Genomic DNA, 19,735 nt, shown 5'->3' with positions numbered 1-19,735 from the left:
ATATGATAACGCTTTCCGTCAATAAAAAGAGGTACACGCTGGATGTCGATCCATCTATGCCCTTACTTTGGGTCATTCGGGATCGTATTGGGTTGACAGGGACAAAATTTGGTTGTGGCATGGCGCAATGTGGGGCCTGTACTGTTCATGTAAATGGTGAAGCGATGCGTTCCTGCGTAACACCCGTTTCAATTGTAAAGGGGCAGGAGGTAACCACTATTGAAGGCCTTTCGGGTGATATTGGTCGGCAGTTGCAGCAAGCCTGGATTGCCGAACAAGTGCCGCAATGTGGCTATTGCCAGTCGGGTCAACTTATGTCGGCAGCTACCTTACTTCGCGAAAAACCAAACCCTTCCGACGAGGATATTGATGCCGCTATGGCGGGTAACATTTGTCGGTGTGGTACGTATCAGCGTATTCGAAAAGCCATTCATCGGGCGGCTATGCGCAACGAAAAAGATGTAAAATGAAGGAAACAAGGCCTGTTAGTCGTCGAGATTTTCTTAAAACAAGCTCACTTGGCGGTCTTGTTATCGCTTTGGGTATGCCTGTCAGCGCTACCCCGTCCAGCTTTACAGCCTCTCCGTCAACCCGACCGGCTCGGAAACTGAATGCGTTCCTGCGTATTGGCGAGGATAATAGCCTACAACTTATTCTCTCGAAGGTAGAAATGGGTCAGGGTATCTGGACGACCCTAACTATGCTGATTGCCGAAGAGCTGGACTGTGACTGGAACAACATACAGGTTGAACACCGGCCAGCTGGCAAAGGGGCTGATTTTGCCGAACCGCTTTCGGTACAGACTACCGGAGGGTCTGATTCAACCTGTTCCGAATTTGATCGGTATCGGCTGGCGGGCGCAACGGCCCGTACCATGCTGGTGCAGGCAGCGGCCAACCGATTAGGTCTACAACCCAGGGACTGCCGAACGGAAAATGGGTATGTCATTGCGGGTGCCCGGCGTGTCAGTTATGGCGAACTTGCTTCTGAAGCGTCAACACTACCGGTACCTGCCGTTAAACTTCGTGAACCTACAGCATGGAGGTACATCGGTAACTCTCAAAAGCGGGTTGACAGTCCCGAAAAGATCAATGGGAAAGCGACCTATGGGATTGATGTTCAGTTCCCTGGCTTACTTACGGCAGTTGTAGCCCATGCGCCCGTGTTCGGTGGAACAGTAAAATCAGTCGATTCCAGCCGAGCGAAAGCTATACAGGGAGTTCGGGCCGTTGTTCAGATTCCAACGGGTGTGGCCGTATTGGCTGATCACTATTGGGCTGCCAGGCTCGGTCGTGATGCCCTGAAAATAGACTGGAGTCTGGGAACCGATGAGCCCGTTGACAGCAAAACTCAACTGGACACATACAGGGAGCTAGCCACAACAAAAGGAATCCCCAGCCAGCAAAAAGGGGATGTAGCAAGTGCTTTGTCAACAGCGGCCAAAACCATTGATGCAGAATTCACGTTTCCGTACCTCGCGCATGCACCCATGGAGCCGTTGAACTGTACCGTTAAGATCCTTAACGACCGATGCGAGATCTGGACTGGTACGCAATCGCCGTTTCTTCATCAGCAGGAAGTGGCTGCGTTTTTGGGAATAAAGCCCGAGCAGGTTGCGTTTAACACGCCTTTTCTGGGAGGGAGTTTTGGTAGGCGGGGTTCCTTTAACGCCGATTGGGTTATGGAAGCCGTTCAGATCGCTAAAGTCAGTGGTAAGTTTATCAAACTGATATGGTCTCGGGAGGATGATATCCAAGGCGGCTATTACCGGCCCGTTTATCTGCATCGGGCAACAATCGGGATTGGCCGAGACGGATTCCCGACAGCCTGGCAACACCGAATTGTTGGGCAATCTCTTTTTACTAATACCCCATTGGCCGCGGAAATTGTTCAGAAGGGTATTGATTATAGTTCGGTAGGTGGGGTGCATGGATCGCCTTACCTGGCAAAGATTCCTGACCATTCCGTTGAGCTTCACACAACTACCTGCCATGTTCCTGTTCTTCCCTGGCGGTCCGTTGGTAATACGCACACCGCTTTTGTGATGGAAACGTTAGTGGATGAACTCGCGACTATAGCGGGCAAAGACCCTGTTGCCTACAGACGTATGCTTTTGAACGAGCATCCCCGGCATCTGGCGGCACTTAACCTTGCTGCCGAAAAAGCCAACTGGGAAAAACCACTACCGCCTGGTCGATTCAGGGGCGTGGCTGTCCATGCGGCTATGGGAAGTTACATCGCGCAAGTCGTTGAGTTATCGGTTGATAAACAAAAGATTCATCTCCACCGCGTGGTCTGCGCCATTGATTGCGGACTGGCTGTAAATCCCGATGGCGTTCGGGCGCAGATGGAAAGCTGTATTGTGTATGGTCTCACGGCTGCTCTTTACGGTGAAATTACCCTGGAGCGGGGCCGGGTTCAGCAAAGCAATTTCCATGACTACCGTATGCTACGTATCGATGAAATGCCAGTCATTGACGTATACATTGTACCCAGCACCGGACCAATGGGCGGTGCTGGCGAACCAGGCGTGCCACCTATTGCCCCGGCGCTTGTTAACGCCCTTTTTGCCGCTACCGGAAAACGACTCCGGCAATTACCGGTTCGCCCGGAAGACCTGGCCAAATCCTAGCCGTCTATAGGGTCTGGGCCAAGCTCCAGCTTGGCCCAGACGTGTCGTTACCTGATTCGTTAATTTGATGAACACTGCTGGTGCTGTCAGTTTTAAGAAACTGACAGCACCAAAAATTGTGTTGAAGAATCAATAGAATCTAGTTTGGACGAGCGGTTACGAAACAGACTTGTATCGGCTTTTTGAGTAACTTTCAACTCAATTAGCCATCGGCTAAAAAATCGCTAAACCCGAACCGACAAGTCCATGAATCGCAGACGTTTCGTTCAACACACGGCCTTAACTTTAGGGGGCGTTTCCCTGTTTCAGCACGCATTGTTTGCCAATCGGTTGGCCGACGACCCATTCAAAATGAAGATGGTTCGCGATAATGTGGGCGTTTTTACCGAAAAAGGCGGCACGATTGCCTATCTCCAAACCAAAGAGGGCTGGGTAGTTGTCGATTCTGAATTTCCCGAACAGGCGCAGCATTTAATTGACGCCCTGAAAAAAACGGAAGATAAAGCCTTTCCCTTACTGATTAATACGCATCACCACGGCGACCATACGTCGGGAAACATTGCGTTTAAAGGGATGGTGGGTCACGTAGTAGCGCACGAGAATTCGTTGAAAAACCAGAAAGCAGTCGCCGAAAAAGCAAAGACCGAGGATAAGCAACTCTATCCCGATATCACCTTTAATGAGGGTTGGAAGCGGAAGGTAGGCAGCGAAAGTATTCGGGCCTATTATTTCGGACCGGGCCACACGGATGGCGATGGCTTAATCCATTTCGAGAACGCCAACGTGCTGCACATGGGCGACTTAATGTCGAATCGTCGGTATCCGTTTATTGATAAAAGTGCGGGAGCCAGTATTAAAAACTGGATTACAGTTCTGGATAAAACGCTGACGACTTTCGATAACAAAACCATCTTCGTGTTTGGGCACGCCTTCGACCCCGAAAAAATTACGGGAAGTAAAGAAGATATCAAGGCATTTAAAGACTATCTGGAGAAGCTCCTGGTGTTTGTTGGGGGAGAAGTCAAAGCGGGAAAATCGAAAGACGAGATTCTGAAAGCAACAGCTATTCCGGGTGTAACAGAGTGGCAGGGTGATGGCATTATACGGAGCCTGCAGGCCGCTTATGAAGAGATAACCACCGGAAAGTGATAGGATAGCGCGAACGTCTACGTTCGTGCTGACTATTTCCCGGCCTTTGGCCTGAAGCCAACTAATCACCAATCGGCCAGAGGCCGGAGAATAATCAGCACGAACGTAGACGTTCGCGCTATCCCAACCTACCTATGAAAGGAAGTATGCTGGATTTGTGCCTGAGCAAAGGCTATTTTCGGATGCAGCAGGATGTTTTTACCTGCCGGTTTGTCCTGTTCGATGATTCGCTCTGTGCGGTACACTGGTTACGTATTACACTCGCAACTGTTACATATGGCACAAAACAGCTCCGGCTATTACGAAGCAATGAGAAATTCTCCGTTGCGGTGAAGCCCTTTGTGCTTTCGCAGGAACTGGAGAGCCTGTATGCCTTGTACAGAAGTTCCATAAATTTTGACGCCCCCGAATCTGTTGAATCTTGCCTGCTGGACGGAGCCGTGTATAATGTGTTTGATACGTACGTAGTTGAAGTGCGGGACGGAGCCAGTTTGATTGCTGCCGGTATCTTCGATAATGGCGCTCAAAGCATTGCGGGTATCATGAATTTTTACCACCCGGATTACCGTAAACATAGCTTGGGGAAATACCTGATGCTACAGAAAATTAAGTTTGCCCAACGCTACCAGAAAGAGTACTACTATCCGGGCTATTTGGTCAGTAATTACCCCAAGTTTGATTATAAGCTGTTCGCCTGCGAAGCAGCTACCGAAGTATTTGACAGCACCCGTGATCAATGGCTTCCGTTTTCATGGGATGTTGTAACACGGCTGGCAGAGGTATACAGAAACGGGTAATTTGAGTATGGAGCAGCCCGGTACCCGAAAAATCATCCATATCGATATGGACGCTTTCTACGCATCTGTTGAGCAGCGCGATAACCCCGATCTGCGCGGGAAACCCGTAGCCGTAGGGGGCTCCCGACAGCGGGGCGTGGTAGCTGCCGCCAGTTATGAAGCCCGAAAATATGGCGTACGCTCGGCCATGGCTTCATCCATCGCTCTTCGCAAGTGCCCGGATCTGCTATTTGTAAAGCCTCGCTTTGATGTATACAAGGCCGTTTCCAGTCAGATACGGGCTATTTTCGCTCAGTTTACCAGCCTGATTGAACCGCTGTCGCTGGATGAAGCCTACCTCGATGTAACGGATACACTGACGGACCAACGCACCGCTACGCAAACGGCTCAGGCCATCAAAGAGCAGATCAAACAGGAAACGGGTCTGACGGCATCAGCGGGCGTTTCTTATAACAAATTCCTGGCGAAACTGGCTTCCGATTACCGAAAACCTGATGGCTTGTTTGTCATTAAGCCGCATCAGGGACTAGCCTTTGTAGAAGGCCTGACGGTTGGGCAGTTTCACGGGATTGGCAGCGTGACGGCAGCAAAAATGAATCAACTGGGCATTTTTACCGGTCTGGATTTGCGGCAGAAAAGCGAAGCGTTTTTGCTGGACCATTTCGGTAAAGTAGGCCATCACTATTATAGCATCGCCCGGGCCATCGACACCCGCCCGGTGACTCCGGATCGGGAGCGCAAATCTGTAGGTTCAGAGAACACCTTTGAACAGGATTTAACAGACTATGCCGATTTGGCAACGGAGCTGGAACCGTTGATAAAAAGCGTATGGGCCTACTGTGAGCGAATGGGCCTGGTAGGCCGGACGGTTACGCTGAAGGTTAAATATGCCGATTTTCAGCAGATTACCCGCAGTCGAACGTCCCTCAGCGTCATTGCGGACCAATCGGTATTTGCCAGAATCAGCCTCGACTTATTGGCTTCTTTACTCCCTCTGCCAAAAGGTGTTCGTTTGCTGGGTGTCTCACTATCAAGTTTACAGCCTATAGCAACGGTTCAGGGAGGGCAGCTGACCCTGGGTATATAGTGAGATTTTATTAATTCAATTCGTGTTGAAATGACGATTTTCGAGTTGGCCAATACGGGTATTTGATCAGTATGGGAACAATAGCTTCCCAGAAGTCGCATAGAAACCAGTGTAGGCTTAAGTCATGCTCTTCAACCTTTTTGAAGGCTTCAATCAGAACTTTTTTGGTTTTTGGATCAGCTGTTTTGAGGATAAATTTCAGTGTGAAGTGAATTACCTGTAATTCCATACGATTGAAGTCATTACCCCACTGGCGAGGCAGTATACCGGGGAATACTACATCCGTAGCGATAAGTGTTTTGATGTATTCCTTAAGTAAATCCGGGTTGATGTTGCGTTCCATGATTTATGAGTTTTATAGAATTCACAAAGCGCCAAAACCTTGCCAGACAAGCTATTCGTGTTTAAAAATATACTATTCGGTCATATGTTATGAGTAAGGAAGCATTAAGGCCTCATTTAGTGTGTCAATATCTGGTTTTTGTCTATAAAATCACTTGTTAAGCATATGAACAGGCAAAATCATGCTGTAAAAATTTTACTAACTGGAATAGTCAGGTAAGCGCCCGATTTATGAGGAAAATTGCCCAAAATTGATGAACGATATTGTCGATAGTTTCGAAGGTCAGGATGATATCTAAGTAGAGCTAAGGACGGATAAAAAAGGAGTGCCATAAATTACAGACAATCACAGGCCGCCTGTACTTACATCACGTAAAGGAGCTATGTCCATGAGATATTTTTGGCCGTGGGAAAACCATATTGATGATTGAGACGTGAAACAGGCTTCTGGATTAAACGGATTTGGTGTAATTGTTCATAATGCCGATCAATTTTAATGCAATCCTCTGAGGCACAAGATTTATATTTAAATAACCTATGCCGCTCTTAGGGTGAGTTTAGGTTTGAACGGAATGCAGAAACGCCAGTTCTAGTAGAACTGGCGTTTTTTTTGTTGTCTATTCTGTTGGCCATATAATCAATAAGTTACCAATTTGGTTGTTTTACAACTAAATTGGTACTGATTGCAAGCTGTCGGTCTGTCAGTTTGCGAGCTCTTATGGGTTAGATGAAACGTTGGGACTTTTAGACCCAACGTTTTTTTTGTGTCCAAATAACACTTTCTACGTCTAATAAGTATCCAAGTGCATCTGACCCATAAGATCACGTTTATCAAGAAAAATACTTAGCCCCATCATCAAGATGGGGCTTTTTGTTTACGAACTAAAAAACGCTGGTCTTTGCAAAGACCAGCGTTCCCATTTACTCTATGATGACTTTAGCTGTCAGGCGGTTCTATGTTCTTGTCAACTTTACGGAGTCAAACTCATCCTGTGATCGCTATATATATCAGGTGCAACAGGCTAGCCTAAGGTCAAAAAAGAGCGTTACTCTTCTTCACGTTTCTTAAGCAACTGCACCACTTTGCCATTTTCAACAAGTTTAGTTTTTAGAACTACCTGCTTCGGGATAGCAAATAGCAGAATAGGCTGACTTGTAAAGGATTGCGGATTATTCGTTAAGGTGGTGTCTGCAATGCGAATATAGCGGACCGTCAAAACGGAATCCTGGACGAATACTTTGCTTACGGAAAGCTTTGGGGGCTTGTTAGTTGGTGGTAGGGCAATACCAATGGCCATTTCTTTGGTGAAATTCACCGCATCAGGCCGCTTACTCATAGTAGTGGCTGGTTTGAACACGTTCCCGAATGTTTCGGCCTGTTCGAATACAAATAGGGTAGGCTTTCCTTTATTAACAGGGGCATCGCTACTCAAGAAATAGCCGTTGAGCAGATGGTAGGTTAAATTAAGTTGGGCAACTGTAACAAGACTAAAAATCAGGCTGATCGCAATAATAAAAGAGATGCGTAAACGACGACGACTAGAGGCAAAAAGAGGCATAACCAGATACGAACTACATACAGTACTATCTTCTACTAACGTCCGATTAATAAATTCGGTACATATATGAATAGAAAAAGATAAGTTCCTATTGGTCAGCAACCGCTCGTTCATTCTTTACAGCCAGATGAGTTTTAGAAAGTGCCTGGGTCTGTGGGAAAAGGGAGTAAGTTTAAATTGTTTTTTGTGCGCTACATACCGATAATAATGTGAGCCAACCCGGAGGGTAGTTGTTCGGGATAACAGGCTGGGCGTAAGGTCATCTTCGAGGGTATGCACACTGCCTTGTGTATGACTGGCAATCGTATAATAGTCAGGTTGGAAGGCCCGTGTTGTATCACTGCCTGTTGTTCCGCAAAGCACCACATGAACCGGTTTCTTTACCTTGCTCAACAAAGCTATATCTTTAACCGTACTGATGTTATCGGCAAGCAGAATCAGATGCTTAGCCTCAGGAAAGGTCTGTTGTGCAAACAAAAGTGCTTCTATATCATTTTCAGCATCGTCGTTGTTACGAGTGGTATTGCGAGCTGCATCCAGTAAAATTGGTAAGGCTTTGGCTGGGTCCCGCTCTCGTGTCACAAACATGCGCCCCGCTGGACCGCCAGGGCGTGTTTGTTGACCCAGACTATCACAATCTGTAAAAAATACCATGCCTTTAATGGCCGGGTTACGGGCATTTTTTCGGAACCAGGCAAAGAGTTGTGTCGTGTATGGATACATACTGGTTGTAAAGTCACAGACAACTACCGCGTCTGGCCACGTACGTAGGTTACGATCCAAAACACGATAGGAAGTTGAGTCTAGGCCGAAGTCGCCCGTTATCATTTGTTGCTTGATGGCGGTTTCTTCAGGGCTAAAGGCAATTAGATGTGGTAATGGAATGTGTTCATTTATGTCGGTTGGCAACAAGTTTAGCTTACGAGTCGGACTTAGTATATCAATAACGGGTTGTAAAACGGATGTTGGTTTGACTGTCGCGAATGAATAAAATGGACTAGATCTCGCTGCTGTGGGCATCAATTTTTCCATTTTCGGAATTCCTGATGAGCTAGTGAGCGCATCAGAATTATGTGCCTCAATAGAATCCAGTATAAGCGCTGGTTTGGGGCTACGTAAGAGAAGAGTAGTAGAACTCTGCTTTACGTTGTCTGTTTGCTGTTCAACAACGAACCAACTGATCAAACCGACAAGAAGCAGACATACACTCGTAAGAGCACCCCAGCGCCCCCATCGCCGACGACGCAACGTACGCTGGAGACGTGCCCAATCGGTCGGGTTATAATCGGGGCGGTAGGTGTCCAGTGACTGACGTACCCAGTCATGGAGCGGTTTATCGGTTTGTTCGCTCATGGGTAGTGGGAAGTTGGTTGGTCAGCGCTTTACGTAATAATCGATTTGCTTCCGATAAATGCGCTCGTGACGTACTTTCGGCAAGGCCAAGCTGTTCCGAGATTTCGCGGTGTGTATAGCCTTCCAGCACATACAGACTAAAAACCATTCGGTAGGGAAGGGGCAATTGATGGATTACGGCAAGAATATGCTCGGCTGAAAGTTGGGCAAAAATTGCTTCGTCATTCAGGTAGGGTTCTTCAAGTGTATACGCAAGTTCATCCGTTGATAGATCCAAGGCCCGTTTCCGGTTTCGACGGTAATAATCAATGGCGGTGTTTATCAGAATTCGTCGTAGCCAGGGTACGAGTACATCCTCATTTTTTAACGTATCCAGATGCCGAAATGCTTTCAGGAAACCATCGTTAAGCATTTCGCGGGCGTCTTCCTGGTCGCTGGCATATGCCAGACAAACCGATAGGGCGTAGCTGTAGAAGCGCTCGTAAAGCGCCTGCATGGCTGCCTCCTTTCCCCGTCGGCAGTCTTTTATAATGTCTACTAAAGGACGTTCAGTCAAGTTGATCGAACTGTTGAGCCTGTATTATTGACAACCTGAATAGGTATAGGTTTCAGTCGTTGTATAATCCTGATCGACCGCCAATGGGTGTTTAACGGTACTAACGACATTTGTTGCAAATCCCTGTTCGTTTGTCTGGCTAACAGTTGTTTGCTCTGAAAACGTCTCCATTTTTTTACTGATCGAATTCCAATACAAATAGTTGGAAGTGGCCAGAACACCCGATTGCCCAAATTCGGATGTTGGAATCGTGTTCGGAAATCCTTTGAAAGCAGGTAAAGAGGCACTAGCCGGCTTTGCATTACCCCAGGTCTGAGTGGTTGTTCTGGTGAGTGTATCACCAACATACTCAGCTAATTTGGTTTGCCGCTGCTGGTTGTCATACGCCCAAATGACTTTATAATTGCCGGGAATCGTGATTGACGTTGCTAACCCATTCTGAATCGTAATAGGACGAGACTCCAGCGCTCCTGATTTCTCAACGTAATCGATCAACACATTCTGCTGATAGGTCCAGATTTGTAGCGGCCCTGTTGGACTACCTGGAATCTCGTGCGTTACGGCTGGGTCATAGTCGTAATGAGTTTGGGCTGTTTTCGTTGCCAGAGCACCGGCTCCATCGTATTCGTACAACTCGCTAACGGTCGTGTTCAGACCATACGCGCCCACCGTTCGCTTGCTTGCACTGGTCAGCCTCCCATTGGTGTATGAATAACTGTTGGCCATGGCTATCTGTTCAGTGGTGATTTTACCCGTAGCGGTGGTTATCGTGACGAGTTGCGAGTTCATCTTCGTCAAATACCCATCCGTATCATAACTGTATAAAACGGTTGTGGTACTTGTTTGTTGATTCGTGGCGGGCGTTGATTGCTTCGTAAAGGTGGCTACGGTTTTGGTCAGATTACCCTGCGGGTCGTACTCATAGGTAGTTTGACTACTGGTATTGGAAAGTGCCGATTTGGATACAGCGTTGTACTGCTGAATCCGGCAGTCGCCTTGCGGATTGGCTTCCGTTGAACTACGGCTGCACCCCGCACTTATCCAGCCGATAAGTAGGCTGATCAGGAGCCTGCATGAGAAAGTGAAAATCGTTTTCATGACGTTTGAACGTTGATCTCTTGGGAAAGAAGGTCATTCTGACTTCTAAAGACATAGACGATCAACGCGTAGAAAACGCTGGCAGGAAAGCTTCTTTTTTTTATAGTCGGCTTGGGATGGTACTTCGTGATGTCAGATGTAAGCATCTGACATCACATTAACCTTTTCGTGATGTTGCTACACAGAACTAGCTATTTTTTCTTAAAAATGGCTAGTTCTGCGTGGCAGTTGCACTAAGGGGATTGTGAATAGCCATTCCGGCTACGTTAAAGCAGGAATTTTGATTGTCGCTCTTGCACTCAAATAGATCGAAGGATTCAACACCTTTATCCAGTCGCTCGAAATAGAGAACGAAGGGTACTTTTTCATCATTCTTGATCTCGCGTGACTCGGGTGTCATGGGTATGCCTTCCGTTTTGACCAGTGCATAGGTTTTCTTTCCATCGGCCGAGGCCAGTACCGCTTTTGGGTTGAACGAAATGCTACTGGTGCCGTAGTAATTGTTGTCGCGGCCGTTCGGGTCTTTGCCAAACGTTAAATACAATACCGTGTAGCTGGCCGTCAACTTAATGTCTGTGACCCGAATATCGGGGTCCTGCGAGTGACCAAGTCCACCCTGTGGATCAGGATAAAGCCGGGGTTGTACAACCGCCAGAGGCTGGTAAGGCTGGTAGTATTCAGCACCGTCGGCAGGGGCGTTGATTGCCGCTGGCCGGTTCGACGTACAGGCAGAAGCGAGCAGAATGAGGGCAAGGAAGGCTTTCATAGAGTTAAATTACAGGCTTTCAGCCTAATAACCAAGAACTCATTTCATCTGTTTTTCGGGTAATTCTACCGATAATGTGTCCCAAATTCGGTCGTACACGTCGGTAGCCGACAATGACTTTCCTACGTTTTTGCTGCTGACAAATACAGGATGATACTCAGGGGCCGTATTTATTCGCCCGTGTGATCCTTTCACAAGTGTAGCATCCAGCGAAATGACGTTCATCAGATAGCGGAACCCCAGTAATTTGCGACCTAGTTTGTAACCCGCTTTGAGTTTGATAAGTGGGTTGGTTTGGTCCATAAACATCTCAACAGGATCGTAACCAGGTTTTTGGTGAATAGCCACCAGTCGGGCAAAATCCGGAGCACGGGCATCGTCGAGCCAATAGTAGTACGTAAACCAGCTTTCGGCGTCGGCAACTACGACAAGGTCGCCGGAGCGTTCGTGGTCGATGTTGTATTTCTTCTGTTGTTCTTTGTCCAGAACCAGTTCAATACCCGGTGTCTTTTCCAGTAACGATCGTACTTTATCGAAGACCGCCGGGTCATTTATGTACACATGAGCAATCTGGTGGTCGGGGGTAGCAAAGGCAGGTGAGGCACCGGCATCGAACAACTCCAGACCACGTTCTTCGCGGTATCGGATCATACCGGCTTCGCGCAGAATTCGGTTAATGTGAATGGGCTTACTCACATTCGTAATCCCGTATTCCGACAGCACAATTACTTCGGCATTTTGCTGCTCATAGTATTGAATCAGATCGCGACAGACGTCATCGATCTCTTTTAGATCATTCGCGATTTTTGAGAAATCCTGACCAAATTTCTGTAAGCAATAATCCAGGTGCGGCAAATAAATCAGCGTCAGGGTTGGATTGTGCCACTTATCGACCAGCATAGACGCATCGGCAATCCAGCGCGAACTTTTAATGGTTGTAGCAGGGCCCCAGAACTGGAATAACGGGAACGTACCAAGCTCTTTCTGGAGCCTGTCGCGGAGGTCGCCGGGCTGCGTATAGCAATCCGGGATCTTCATGCCGTCTGATGGGTACTGGGGGCGGGGCGTGGCCGAAAAATCGGCGGTGGAATACATATTGTACCACCAGAACATTTTGGAGACAGTAAAGCTGGGGTCAATCTTCTTGGCCCGTTCCCAGATTTTTTCACCCGCTACCAACTTGTTCGACTGCTTCCAGAATTTGACTTCCGAATCGGTCCGATCGTACCAGCCATTGCCAACAATACCGGTTTCGCTCGGCCACTTACCGGTTACGTAGGTAGACTGTACCGACGTGGTTACCGCCGGGAGCATGGGGTCGATTGTGGCCTGATGTTTATTGGCAAACCACTGTTTCAGAAAAGGCGTGTGTTCGCCAATCAGCGAATACGACAGGCCCACAACGTCGAGTACTACAGTCTTTTTCATAATGTATTTCTAACCGCAAAGGGCGCAAGGGTTAGCGCAAAGATCGCAAAGAATTAATTAGCGCCTTTGCGAAACCCTTGCGCCCTTTGCGGTTAAGAATTTTGTAAAACCCACTTCATCTCCCGGTCAATTGAGTCAACTATGCCTAGTTTCAGATCGGCCGGTAAAACATCCCAGGTGTAGGTTTCAACTTCCATCTGGTTCGTAAACTTACTGGTGTTCTGCAAGCTAAGCGTAGCCAGGATGTCGTCCTGTGTTGAGTGCAGAACGCCATATTCGGCTATAAATATCGGTACATGGAAATGGGAGCGCCATTCCACATGGTCGTCGTTGAATGCGTCCAATGCATCGGGTAAATCGGCAAAGCGGAGTAACTCGCCCGATCGTGTACGCGCTACTACCTGATGCAGGTAGGTTGGTTCATTGAACTGGGCAAAAGCCTGACGTACAGTCTCCCGTCCTGCCGGATCGTCCGGGAACTCGGCTTTTAGCGCAGCACTGATCTGTACCTTCCCAACCCGTAAGTTATAAGCTTTCAGCTTTGCCAATACCTCGGCTGGTTTTTCGTAGCCCACTGCAACATGGCAAACATCGAAACACAACCGAACATGTTCGCAAATCGCGTTCTCGGCCTGTTCGTCGGTTAGCCCAAATTCTTCACTGATCTGCTCGATACCCATAGGCAACAGGTAATCTGTAAACCAGGTGATGAACTCGTCCGTTGTTTCAATGATCCCATCGGGTTCGGGCTCCAGATCGAGGTGCATCAACCGGTCGGTTTGCTGCCGTAACCGCATCAGATCGGCTACTACTTCGAGCACATTTTGAGTCGTCTGCGAAAAAATATAATCACGGGCGGCAGGTTGTTCCCATTCGAACCAACGCCGGTAAGAGAGGGGCGAGGTGGACACTCCCCCCTGAATGGCATTGCCTAATTCATCGACTGGTAGCAGAACGGATAAAATCCGAAATAGCCGTTTCGTGTAGTCAACGCGCGCTTCGGTTGTCCAATCCGGCGTATGCACCTGATCTTTAACAACTGTATGGTGAAAGCCGCCAAACGGGAACCCGTTCATCGTGAATACATAACAGTCATTATTGGCCAGCCAGTGTTGGAAGGCTACCAGATTTTCGGGAAGCTCCAGTTCTTCGCTGGCTATGTTTGATAACCGAAGGCCGATACCAAAAGGCGCATCGGGCGATAGCCGTTGTTTTAATTCAGGAATGGCCTGTTGTAAGGCCACAAAATGATCGGCCCAGGTTTCGCCTGCGTGGATGTTGGTACAATAGCCGATGTGTCCGAGAGCAGGATACTTCATACGAGTTGGGCCTGTTGTTCCTGTTCCTTAAGCGTAGCAATTGCCTGTCGAACGAGATCAGGGTTCATCTCATGCACTTCAACACCCTTACCGATGTCTTCCAATAACATGATGGTAAGCTGACCGCCTAAGTGTTCACGAAATTCAGCCAGACCTTTGAGTACGCCCGCACTATCATTCGCATCGAGCATGGGTTGGTAAAGCGAGAATCCCAGTGTCCGGAGCGTGGCCAGAATACGGTTGGTATCCACCGCGGTGAGCCAGCCGAGTTGCTGCGAGTACAGGCTATCCATGGCAATACCAATAGCAACGGCCTCGCCATGACGAAGCTCAAAATTGGTGAGCTGCTCCAGTTTATGGGCACTCCAGTGGCCAAAGTCTAATGGGCGTGATGAACCCATTTCAAAAGGGTCGCCCCCCGAAATGTGGTGCAGGTGCATTTGGGCGCATCGGTGAATGAGGTAGTCCATTGCCACCGCATCGCGGGCGGCAAGTGCCTGTGCATTGGCCTCGATCCAGTCGAAAAAGCGAGCGTCTTTGATCAGCGCTACTTTAATCGCTTCCGAAATGCCCGACCGCCAGTCCCGGTCATCGAGCGTGGCCAGAAACGAACTGTCGTTAAAGACGGCAACGGGAGGGACAAACGTACCCAGGAAATTTTTCTTGCCCCGGTAGTTGACGCCGTTCTTGACACCCACACCTGAATCGTTCTGCGACAGTACGGTTGTTGGTATCCGAACGTGGCGGATGCCCCGGTGCGAAATAGCAGCCGCATAGCCGACTAGATCCAGGATTGACCCGCCACCGATAGCCACTACATACGAGTGCCGGTCAATGCCATATTTATCCACAGCATCCACGATCTTTTCGACGAATACGGGTTCGTTTTTGGCGGTTTCGCCACCGGGAATGATTAGTAAGTCGGGGATAAGTTCAATGAAATCAGCGTGTTGACCGAAATACGTATGAATCGCTGATTGTAGATTGGGGTGGGCTTCAATAACGCCCGAATCAATGACGAAGAGAAGCTTCTTCCGGGTTTCGTCGTTGGATTGCTGCTTGAAAAAATCGACCAACAGAGAGTTGGCCTTATCAAAAAGCTGTTTGGTGAAGAAAACGGTATAGGTAAACTGAACACTAAATGCCTGCTGCAAATGATCCATGAACGGATAAAGATAGTTGAGTAGTACTGTCTTTATCTGTCAAAAATACAATCGAATCGTTAATGGTTCCTTAAAATGGCCTTCTAATGCAGAAAATAAGCGTTTCGCGTTTAGTAAGGTGCACGGAGCAGGGAGCGTGGGGCAGGGAGTATGGCGAGCGGTAACCCTGCTCCGTGACCCATGCCCCCTGCTTATAGGTAAAGAACCTTGTATTTGAAGGCCCCATGAAGTCGCCAGTAAACCGACAGAAATGGGGTGGCCAGGGCTGTTAGTACAGCATGTTTAATGGTTGTCCAGGTTAAGGGGTCATGAGGTAGATGCCGTATAATTAAGTCCGCCGATAAGATAGCCCAGATGCTCAGACCAATCATGGCAATAGCTCCCTGCCCCGTTAGTAAACCGATCAGGCTGAGGCAGACACTGATAACCGATACATAATACTGGATTACCTGACGGCGATATGATGGGATACGTTCCCGAAACAGGCTTGGATGCCGTTTGTACAGCAATGCATCGTAGCTATTATTCCGTTCGTCGCGGAGGAGGCCATACCAGGGGCAGGGGCGGATATGATAGACAACTACCGCTTCGGTACATTTTCCAATGGGAATCCCTGCCTGAATGAACTTGAACTGGAGATCGCTGTCTTCGCGCCAGGCCGTATCAAAGGCTTCTTCAAATCCGCCTACTCGTTCCAGCGTCGATTTTCGACAAAAACAATTGGCCGACATAAACTCAGCTCTTTTTAAGATGGTGGCCGTTCGGTCGAGAGGGGTAGGCTGGTTGGGTAAGTGCACGCGTAGTTGCCCGCTCATTACCTGCGCTCCACGTTTGAAACAAGCTAAAGCCGACATAAGCCATTCGGATTCAGGTAAGCAGTCGTCATCTGTGAAGGCAATAACTCGACCCCTGGCCGCCCGCCAACCCCGATTTCGGGCGGCAGCCGGACCCTGTCGTTCCGGTTGACCCAGGTAACGAACTTCAAGCGGCCCACCGTCCCGGGCAATCTGTTTGGCAAAAAGATGGACTGCCATTTCGGTTTCCGGCGAATTACCTTCATCCACCACAATGATCTCGAACTGATCGCGTGGAAGTCGTTGACGTCCGAGTGCGTCTAGACATTTGAGGAGTAAGGCCGGTTGCTGATACGTGGGAATCACAACCGAGAATTCAGGTAGCATAAAAACGCGTAATGAAAAGAATAGTGATAAGACTGGTGGGTCTAATTGGCAAGAAACCCCTGTTGCCCGAGGTATAGACTGGCTTAATAACTCGTGTTTTCTGGAATTACGGCCTGCCCAGTGTAATACAAAAACCTAACCAAAATCGGTGGTAGTTTATTAAATGGCGATATGTCTGGTAGTAAGTTCTTGTGATATAGTTAGTTGTATATGGTTAATTAGTTTTGGTTTAAACACAGGCATAGGATAAACGATACGTGCCAATAACAAACGTTCAGTAGCTGGTTTATCTTTGCAGAACCAATTTTATTCATCCTATTTATGTCTCGTATTGCACTTATCACAGGCGCTACCTCTGGTATTGGCCGCGCTACTGCCGAAGCCTTCGCTGATCTTGATTTCCGGTTGATTCTCTGTGGACGTCGGCAGGATCGGTTAGATGAACTACAGGAACGGCTGAGCCAACAAACAACGGTTACAACGCTTAATTTCGACGTGCGCAACTGGCTTGAAGTCGACGACGCTATCCGTACGTTACCGGAAGAATGGCAGGCGATTGATATTCTGGTGAATAGCGCCGGTAATGCACATGGCATGTCGCCTATTCAGGATGGATCGACTGACGATTGGGACCAGATGATTGACGGCAATGTGCAGGGATTACTGTATGTTTCGAAAGCAGTTATGCTCGGTATGGTTGAGCGAAAAAGTGGTCATATTGTTAATCTAAGCTCGGTGGCGGGTAAAGAAACGTACGCCAACGGCGCGGTGTACTGCGCGAGTAAAGCCGCCGTTGAAGCTCTCAGCACCGGCATGCGGCTGGACTTGACCCAACATGGTATTAAAGTGACGAATATTGCTCCTGGCGCGGTGGAAACAGAGTTTTCGGTAGTTCGTTTTAAAGGAGATGCCGAGCGGGCAGCTAAAGTATATGCTGGATTTACGCCCCTCACTGCCGAAGATATTGCGGATACAATCGTGTTTGCTGTAACGGCTCCCGCTCACGTTACTATTGCCGACATGACAATTCTGGCTGGTGCGCAGGCCGCTCCTACAACAATTTACAGGAAGTAGTCCTGGATTTTATATCGTGTTAAGTACACCCGCCCGCTGGAGCTCATTAATTCCAGCGGGCGGGTTTGTTGTGATTGGTTAGAACTGGATACAGATGAAACTGGCCAGGTGAGTATATTTCTACTGTATCTGCTGAAGACGACAGTACCTGCTTGTTTTGCATTTTTCTGACAGTGAATTAATTAGCGAAACTATATTTTTAGTTAAAATGGCAAAATTCCTAAAATTAATGCCGCATCGGCTCCGTTATCCAGACAGGTTTCATCCTTAATATTTCTGTCCAATGCGCTCATTGTTCTTCGTTTCCTGTCTCATATGGATCTATCTGGCACCGCTTTCTTTACGGGCTCAAGGGGTGGATAAAGAACTTACCTATGCTGTGTCGATACTGGTTGATGACAAACCGATTGATATAGTGAAAGGAATCCCCATTACGGCTAAAAACGTATATATAAGTGGGCAACTTTCTACAAAAAGCAGACAGGAGCATCCCGAACTCAATCCAGATGTTGAGATCAATAAAGCAACGATCAGTTTAGTACGAGGTACCGAACGAGTGAGTTTTATCGACTGGGCAGGCAACGAACCGCTGGCAATCGTTTTATCAAAAAAAGCAAAGGCTGGTGATCGGTATGTAATTCAGTTTGACGAGGTGAGTGCTCAGACTAGCCAGGGGGCAGCGCAAAAATTCAACGGAAATAGGGTTTATCAATTTTCCTTGTATTAACTTGTTAAAAGCAAAGACGCCTGTATTTCTTTGTTTCTTTTGCCGGACATCTTCTTAGGTCAAGGCCATCCGGCACCAATTAAGGTTTACCCGAATTGACACCTGCCCCAATCCCTATGAAACGGATTCATCTTGCAATTGATACACCTTGCCAGCAGCATTGGCAGAAAATGAAGTCTGTGGATACGGGGCGGTTTTGCGATCATTGCCAGAAAACGGTGGTAGATTTCTCCGGGCTGACAGATCAGCAGATTGTAGAGGTGGTTAATCAATCTACAGGTTCAACCTGTGGGCGTTTTCGACTAAGCCAACTCAATAGAAAATTACATGTTCCGACGCCAGCTTCTCAGGCACCAGTGCGTTTTTTTAGCTTGTTAGCGGCAGGATTATTAGGCTATCAAACGGTAAAGGCCGAAACACAACCCCTGTTTGTTGTTCCTGCTACTACGCAAGCTTCAGAAAGCTTTGGCCATATTGCTAATCAGCTAGTTGTTGATGGAGCCACATCAACGGACTCGTCGTGGGTAATTACTGGGCGGGTAGTCGAGAAGTCATCTGAAACGGGTCTTGCGGGTGTAAGTATTGTTCTGAAAGGAACATCAACAGGCGTTAGTACAGATTCTGCCGGACACTTCCAATTGAGTGTTCCAATGGAACAGAAAGATGACTTGATTACGCTGGTTGTAGCCTCAATCGGCTTTCAAACGCAGGAAATACAACGACGCCCCGACCAGGCTACCCCAATGTTGGTCAACCTCAATGAAGATACTACAGCGCTGGGTGAAGTGGTCGTTGTGGGAGGCTACAAAAAGCTATCGTTCTGGCAACGATTAAAGAATCGTTTCCGGGCTGGCCACTAATTGTTTCAACACACTAGGCTCCACTTTGTGCCCACCGTCAAAAGCAGTAATCTTCAGCGTGGGTATATCGGTTTGCAATCGATTCAAGTAGCCGTTTATATCCTTTAGCTCCAGCAGGTATTCGTCCTGCCGACCATACACGTAATGAGTTTCAGTCGTACTAAGCGTAGTCGGGTTAATAAGATCGGCGAGACCGTGAGGTAGGTAACCTGCCCATAAAATGAGCCGGTCGACATGGACATGGTTGGCATTGAGCCACCGACAGGCCGTCGCTGCACCTTGCGAAAATCCTAATACGGTGACCTGTAAGTCAGCTTCACCTGGTTTGCGCCCATCCAGCATGAGGTTGTAAAGTGAATTCAGGTAAAGGACGTAATCGCTGATTTCATGATCACGGTCTTCGCGGGTCATCCAGGAAGCGCCAATGCGCTGATAATTACCGTCGGTATAGGAGCGGGATAAGCCTTCGGGCACAACAACCAGGGTTTGACCGTCGTCCAGATCTGTAAATTTACGGCTGAAATACTGAGCTAGCTGACCAAAACCATGCAGACAGAACCAGATGTGTTTTGTCTGATCAGTTAGCTGTCCTATGGTGTAATAGCGGGCCGTGCGCTGAACAAGCAAGTGGTGTTCTGTCATAA

At 48.1% G+C, this 19,735-nt stretch carries 19 protein-coding genes; 8 read left to right on the top strand and 11 right to left on the bottom strand.

Annotated features, from left to right (window positions below; genetic code table 11):
* The first annotated feature begins 2 nt into the window (after window positions 1-2).
* The 5 genes from EXU85_RS29540 to dinB all read left to right on the top strand — a co-directional run bounded on the left by EXU85_RS29540 (window position 3) and on the right by dinB (window position 5,665).
* Window positions 3-470, top strand: coding sequence for a (2Fe-2S)-binding protein (locus EXU85_RS29540; RefSeq protein ID WP_142775526.1), 468 nt, complete (start codon window positions 3-5; stop codon window positions 468-470).
* Window positions 467-2,632 carry a xanthine dehydrogenase family protein molybdopterin-binding subunit gene (locus tag EXU85_RS29535; RefSeq protein ID WP_142775525.1) on the top strand — a complete coding sequence of 722 codons (2,166 nt, stop codon included), beginning with the start codon at window positions 467-469 and terminating at the stop codon, window positions 2,630-2,632. The genes EXU85_RS29540 and EXU85_RS29535 overlap by 4 nt, the downstream gene beginning before the upstream one ends.
* A 246-nt stretch (window positions 2,633-2,878) precedes the next feature.
* Window positions 2,879-3,781 carry an MBL fold metallo-hydrolase gene (locus tag EXU85_RS29530; RefSeq protein ID WP_142775524.1) on the top strand — a complete coding sequence of 301 codons (903 nt, stop codon included), beginning with the start codon at window positions 2,879-2,881 and terminating at the stop codon, window positions 3,779-3,781.
* A gap of 134 nt (window positions 3,782-3,915) precedes the next feature.
* Window positions 3,916-4,578: an arginine-tRNA-protein transferase gene (locus tag EXU85_RS29525; RefSeq protein WP_142775523.1), complete on the top strand. Its 663-nt coding sequence runs from the start codon at window positions 3,916-3,918 to the stop codon at window positions 4,576-4,578.
* A 7-nt stretch (window positions 4,579-4,585) separates the two neighbouring features.
* Window positions 4,586-5,665 (top strand): DNA polymerase IV, encoded by a 1,080-nt coding sequence (dinB, locus tag EXU85_RS29520; RefSeq protein WP_142775522.1) that lies wholly within the window; start codon window positions 4,586-4,588, stop codon window positions 5,663-5,665.
* A gap of 10 nt (window positions 5,666-5,675) precedes the next feature.
* On the opposite strand, the gene EXU85_RS29515 is transcribed toward dinB, so the two are convergent.
* From EXU85_RS29515 to EXU85_RS29470, 10 genes are all read right to left on the bottom strand, one after another.
* Window positions 5,676-6,008, bottom strand: coding sequence for a hypothetical protein (locus tag EXU85_RS29515; protein WP_142775521.1), 333 nt, complete (start codon window positions 6,006-6,008; stop codon window positions 5,676-5,678).
* A gap of 1,045 nt (window positions 6,009-7,053) precedes the next feature.
* A complete protein-coding gene (locus EXU85_RS29510; RefSeq protein ID WP_142775520.1) occupies window positions 7,054-7,566 on the bottom strand; it encodes a hypothetical protein in 513 nt (170 codons plus the stop codon).
* 117 nt (window positions 7,567-7,683) lie between these two features.
* Window positions 7,684-8,919, bottom strand: coding sequence for a hypothetical protein (locus EXU85_RS29505; protein ID WP_142775519.1), 1,236 nt, complete (start codon window positions 8,917-8,919; stop codon window positions 7,684-7,686).
* Entirely contained in the window at window positions 8,900-9,475 is a 576-nt protein-coding gene (locus tag EXU85_RS29500) for an RNA polymerase sigma factor (protein ID WP_142775518.1), read from the bottom strand. The genes EXU85_RS29505 and EXU85_RS29500 overlap by 20 nt, the downstream gene beginning before the upstream one ends.
* Before the next feature lie 24 nt (window positions 9,476-9,499).
* On the bottom strand, window positions 9,500-10,573 hold the full coding sequence (locus EXU85_RS29495) for a hypothetical protein (RefSeq protein WP_142775517.1): 1,074 nt from the start codon (window positions 10,571-10,573) through the stop codon (window positions 9,500-9,502).
* 211 nt (window positions 10,574-10,784) lie between these two features.
* The gene (locus EXU85_RS29490) at window positions 10,785-11,339 is read right to left on the bottom strand and encodes a hypothetical protein (RefSeq protein ID WP_142775516.1); all 555 of its coding nucleotides are present in this window, start codon (window positions 11,337-11,339) and stop codon (window positions 10,785-10,787) included.
* Between the two features lie 39 nt (window positions 11,340-11,378).
* Complete coding sequence (locus EXU85_RS29485; RefSeq protein ID WP_142775515.1) at window positions 11,379-12,767, bottom strand: alkaline phosphatase family protein; 1,389 nt, start codon at window positions 12,765-12,767, stop codon at window positions 11,379-11,381.
* Window positions 12,768-12,859: 92 nt separating this feature from the next.
* On the bottom strand, window positions 12,860-14,086 hold the full coding sequence (gene eboE, locus EXU85_RS29480; RefSeq protein ID WP_142775514.1) for a metabolite traffic protein EboE: 1,227 nt from the start codon (window positions 14,084-14,086) through the stop codon (window positions 12,860-12,862).
* Window positions 14,083-15,249 carry a 3-dehydroquinate synthase gene (locus EXU85_RS29475; protein WP_142775513.1) on the bottom strand — a complete coding sequence of 389 codons (1,167 nt, stop codon included), beginning with the start codon at window positions 15,247-15,249 and terminating at the stop codon, window positions 14,083-14,085. Before EXU85_RS29475 ends, eboE begins: the two co-directional genes overlap by 4 nt.
* 191 nt (window positions 15,250-15,440) lie before the next feature.
* A complete protein-coding gene (locus tag EXU85_RS29470; RefSeq protein ID WP_142775512.1) occupies window positions 15,441-16,430 on the bottom strand; it encodes a glycosyltransferase in 990 nt (329 codons plus the stop codon).
* A 321-nt stretch (window positions 16,431-16,751) separates the two neighbouring features.
* Between EXU85_RS29470 and EXU85_RS29465 the strand changes: the two genes are divergently transcribed.
* From EXU85_RS29465 to EXU85_RS29455, 3 genes are all read left to right on the top strand, one after another.
* Window positions 16,752-17,504, top strand: a complete 753-nt coding sequence (locus tag EXU85_RS29465) for an SDR family NAD(P)-dependent oxidoreductase (RefSeq protein ID WP_142775511.1) — start codon at window positions 16,752-16,754, stop codon at window positions 17,502-17,504.
* Window positions 17,505-17,787: 283 nt separating this feature from the next.
* Window positions 17,788-18,231: a hypothetical protein gene (locus EXU85_RS29460; RefSeq protein WP_142775510.1), complete on the top strand. Its 444-nt coding sequence runs from the start codon at window positions 17,788-17,790 to the stop codon at window positions 18,229-18,231.
* A 116-nt stretch (window positions 18,232-18,347) separates the two neighbouring features.
* Entirely contained in the window at window positions 18,348-19,091 is a 744-nt protein-coding gene (locus EXU85_RS29455) for a carboxypeptidase-like regulatory domain-containing protein (protein WP_246859292.1), read from the top strand.
* Here EXU85_RS29455 and EXU85_RS29450 read toward each other — a convergent pair.
* Window positions 19,062-19,733: an alpha/beta hydrolase gene (locus EXU85_RS29450; RefSeq protein WP_246859290.1), complete on the bottom strand. Its 672-nt coding sequence runs from the start codon at window positions 19,731-19,733 to the stop codon at window positions 19,062-19,064. The two genes, EXU85_RS29455 and EXU85_RS29450, sit on opposite strands and share 30 nt — an antisense overlap.
* Window positions 19,734-19,735 lie beyond the last annotated feature (2 nt).

This window comes from Spirosoma sp. KCTC 42546, from assembly GCF_006965485.1.
Lineage (GTDB): Bacteria > Bacteroidota > Bacteroidia > Cytophagales > Spirosomataceae > Spirosoma.
Note: the sequence above shows the minus strand (reverse complement) of the source record. Positions and strands in the feature narration are given on the sequence as shown.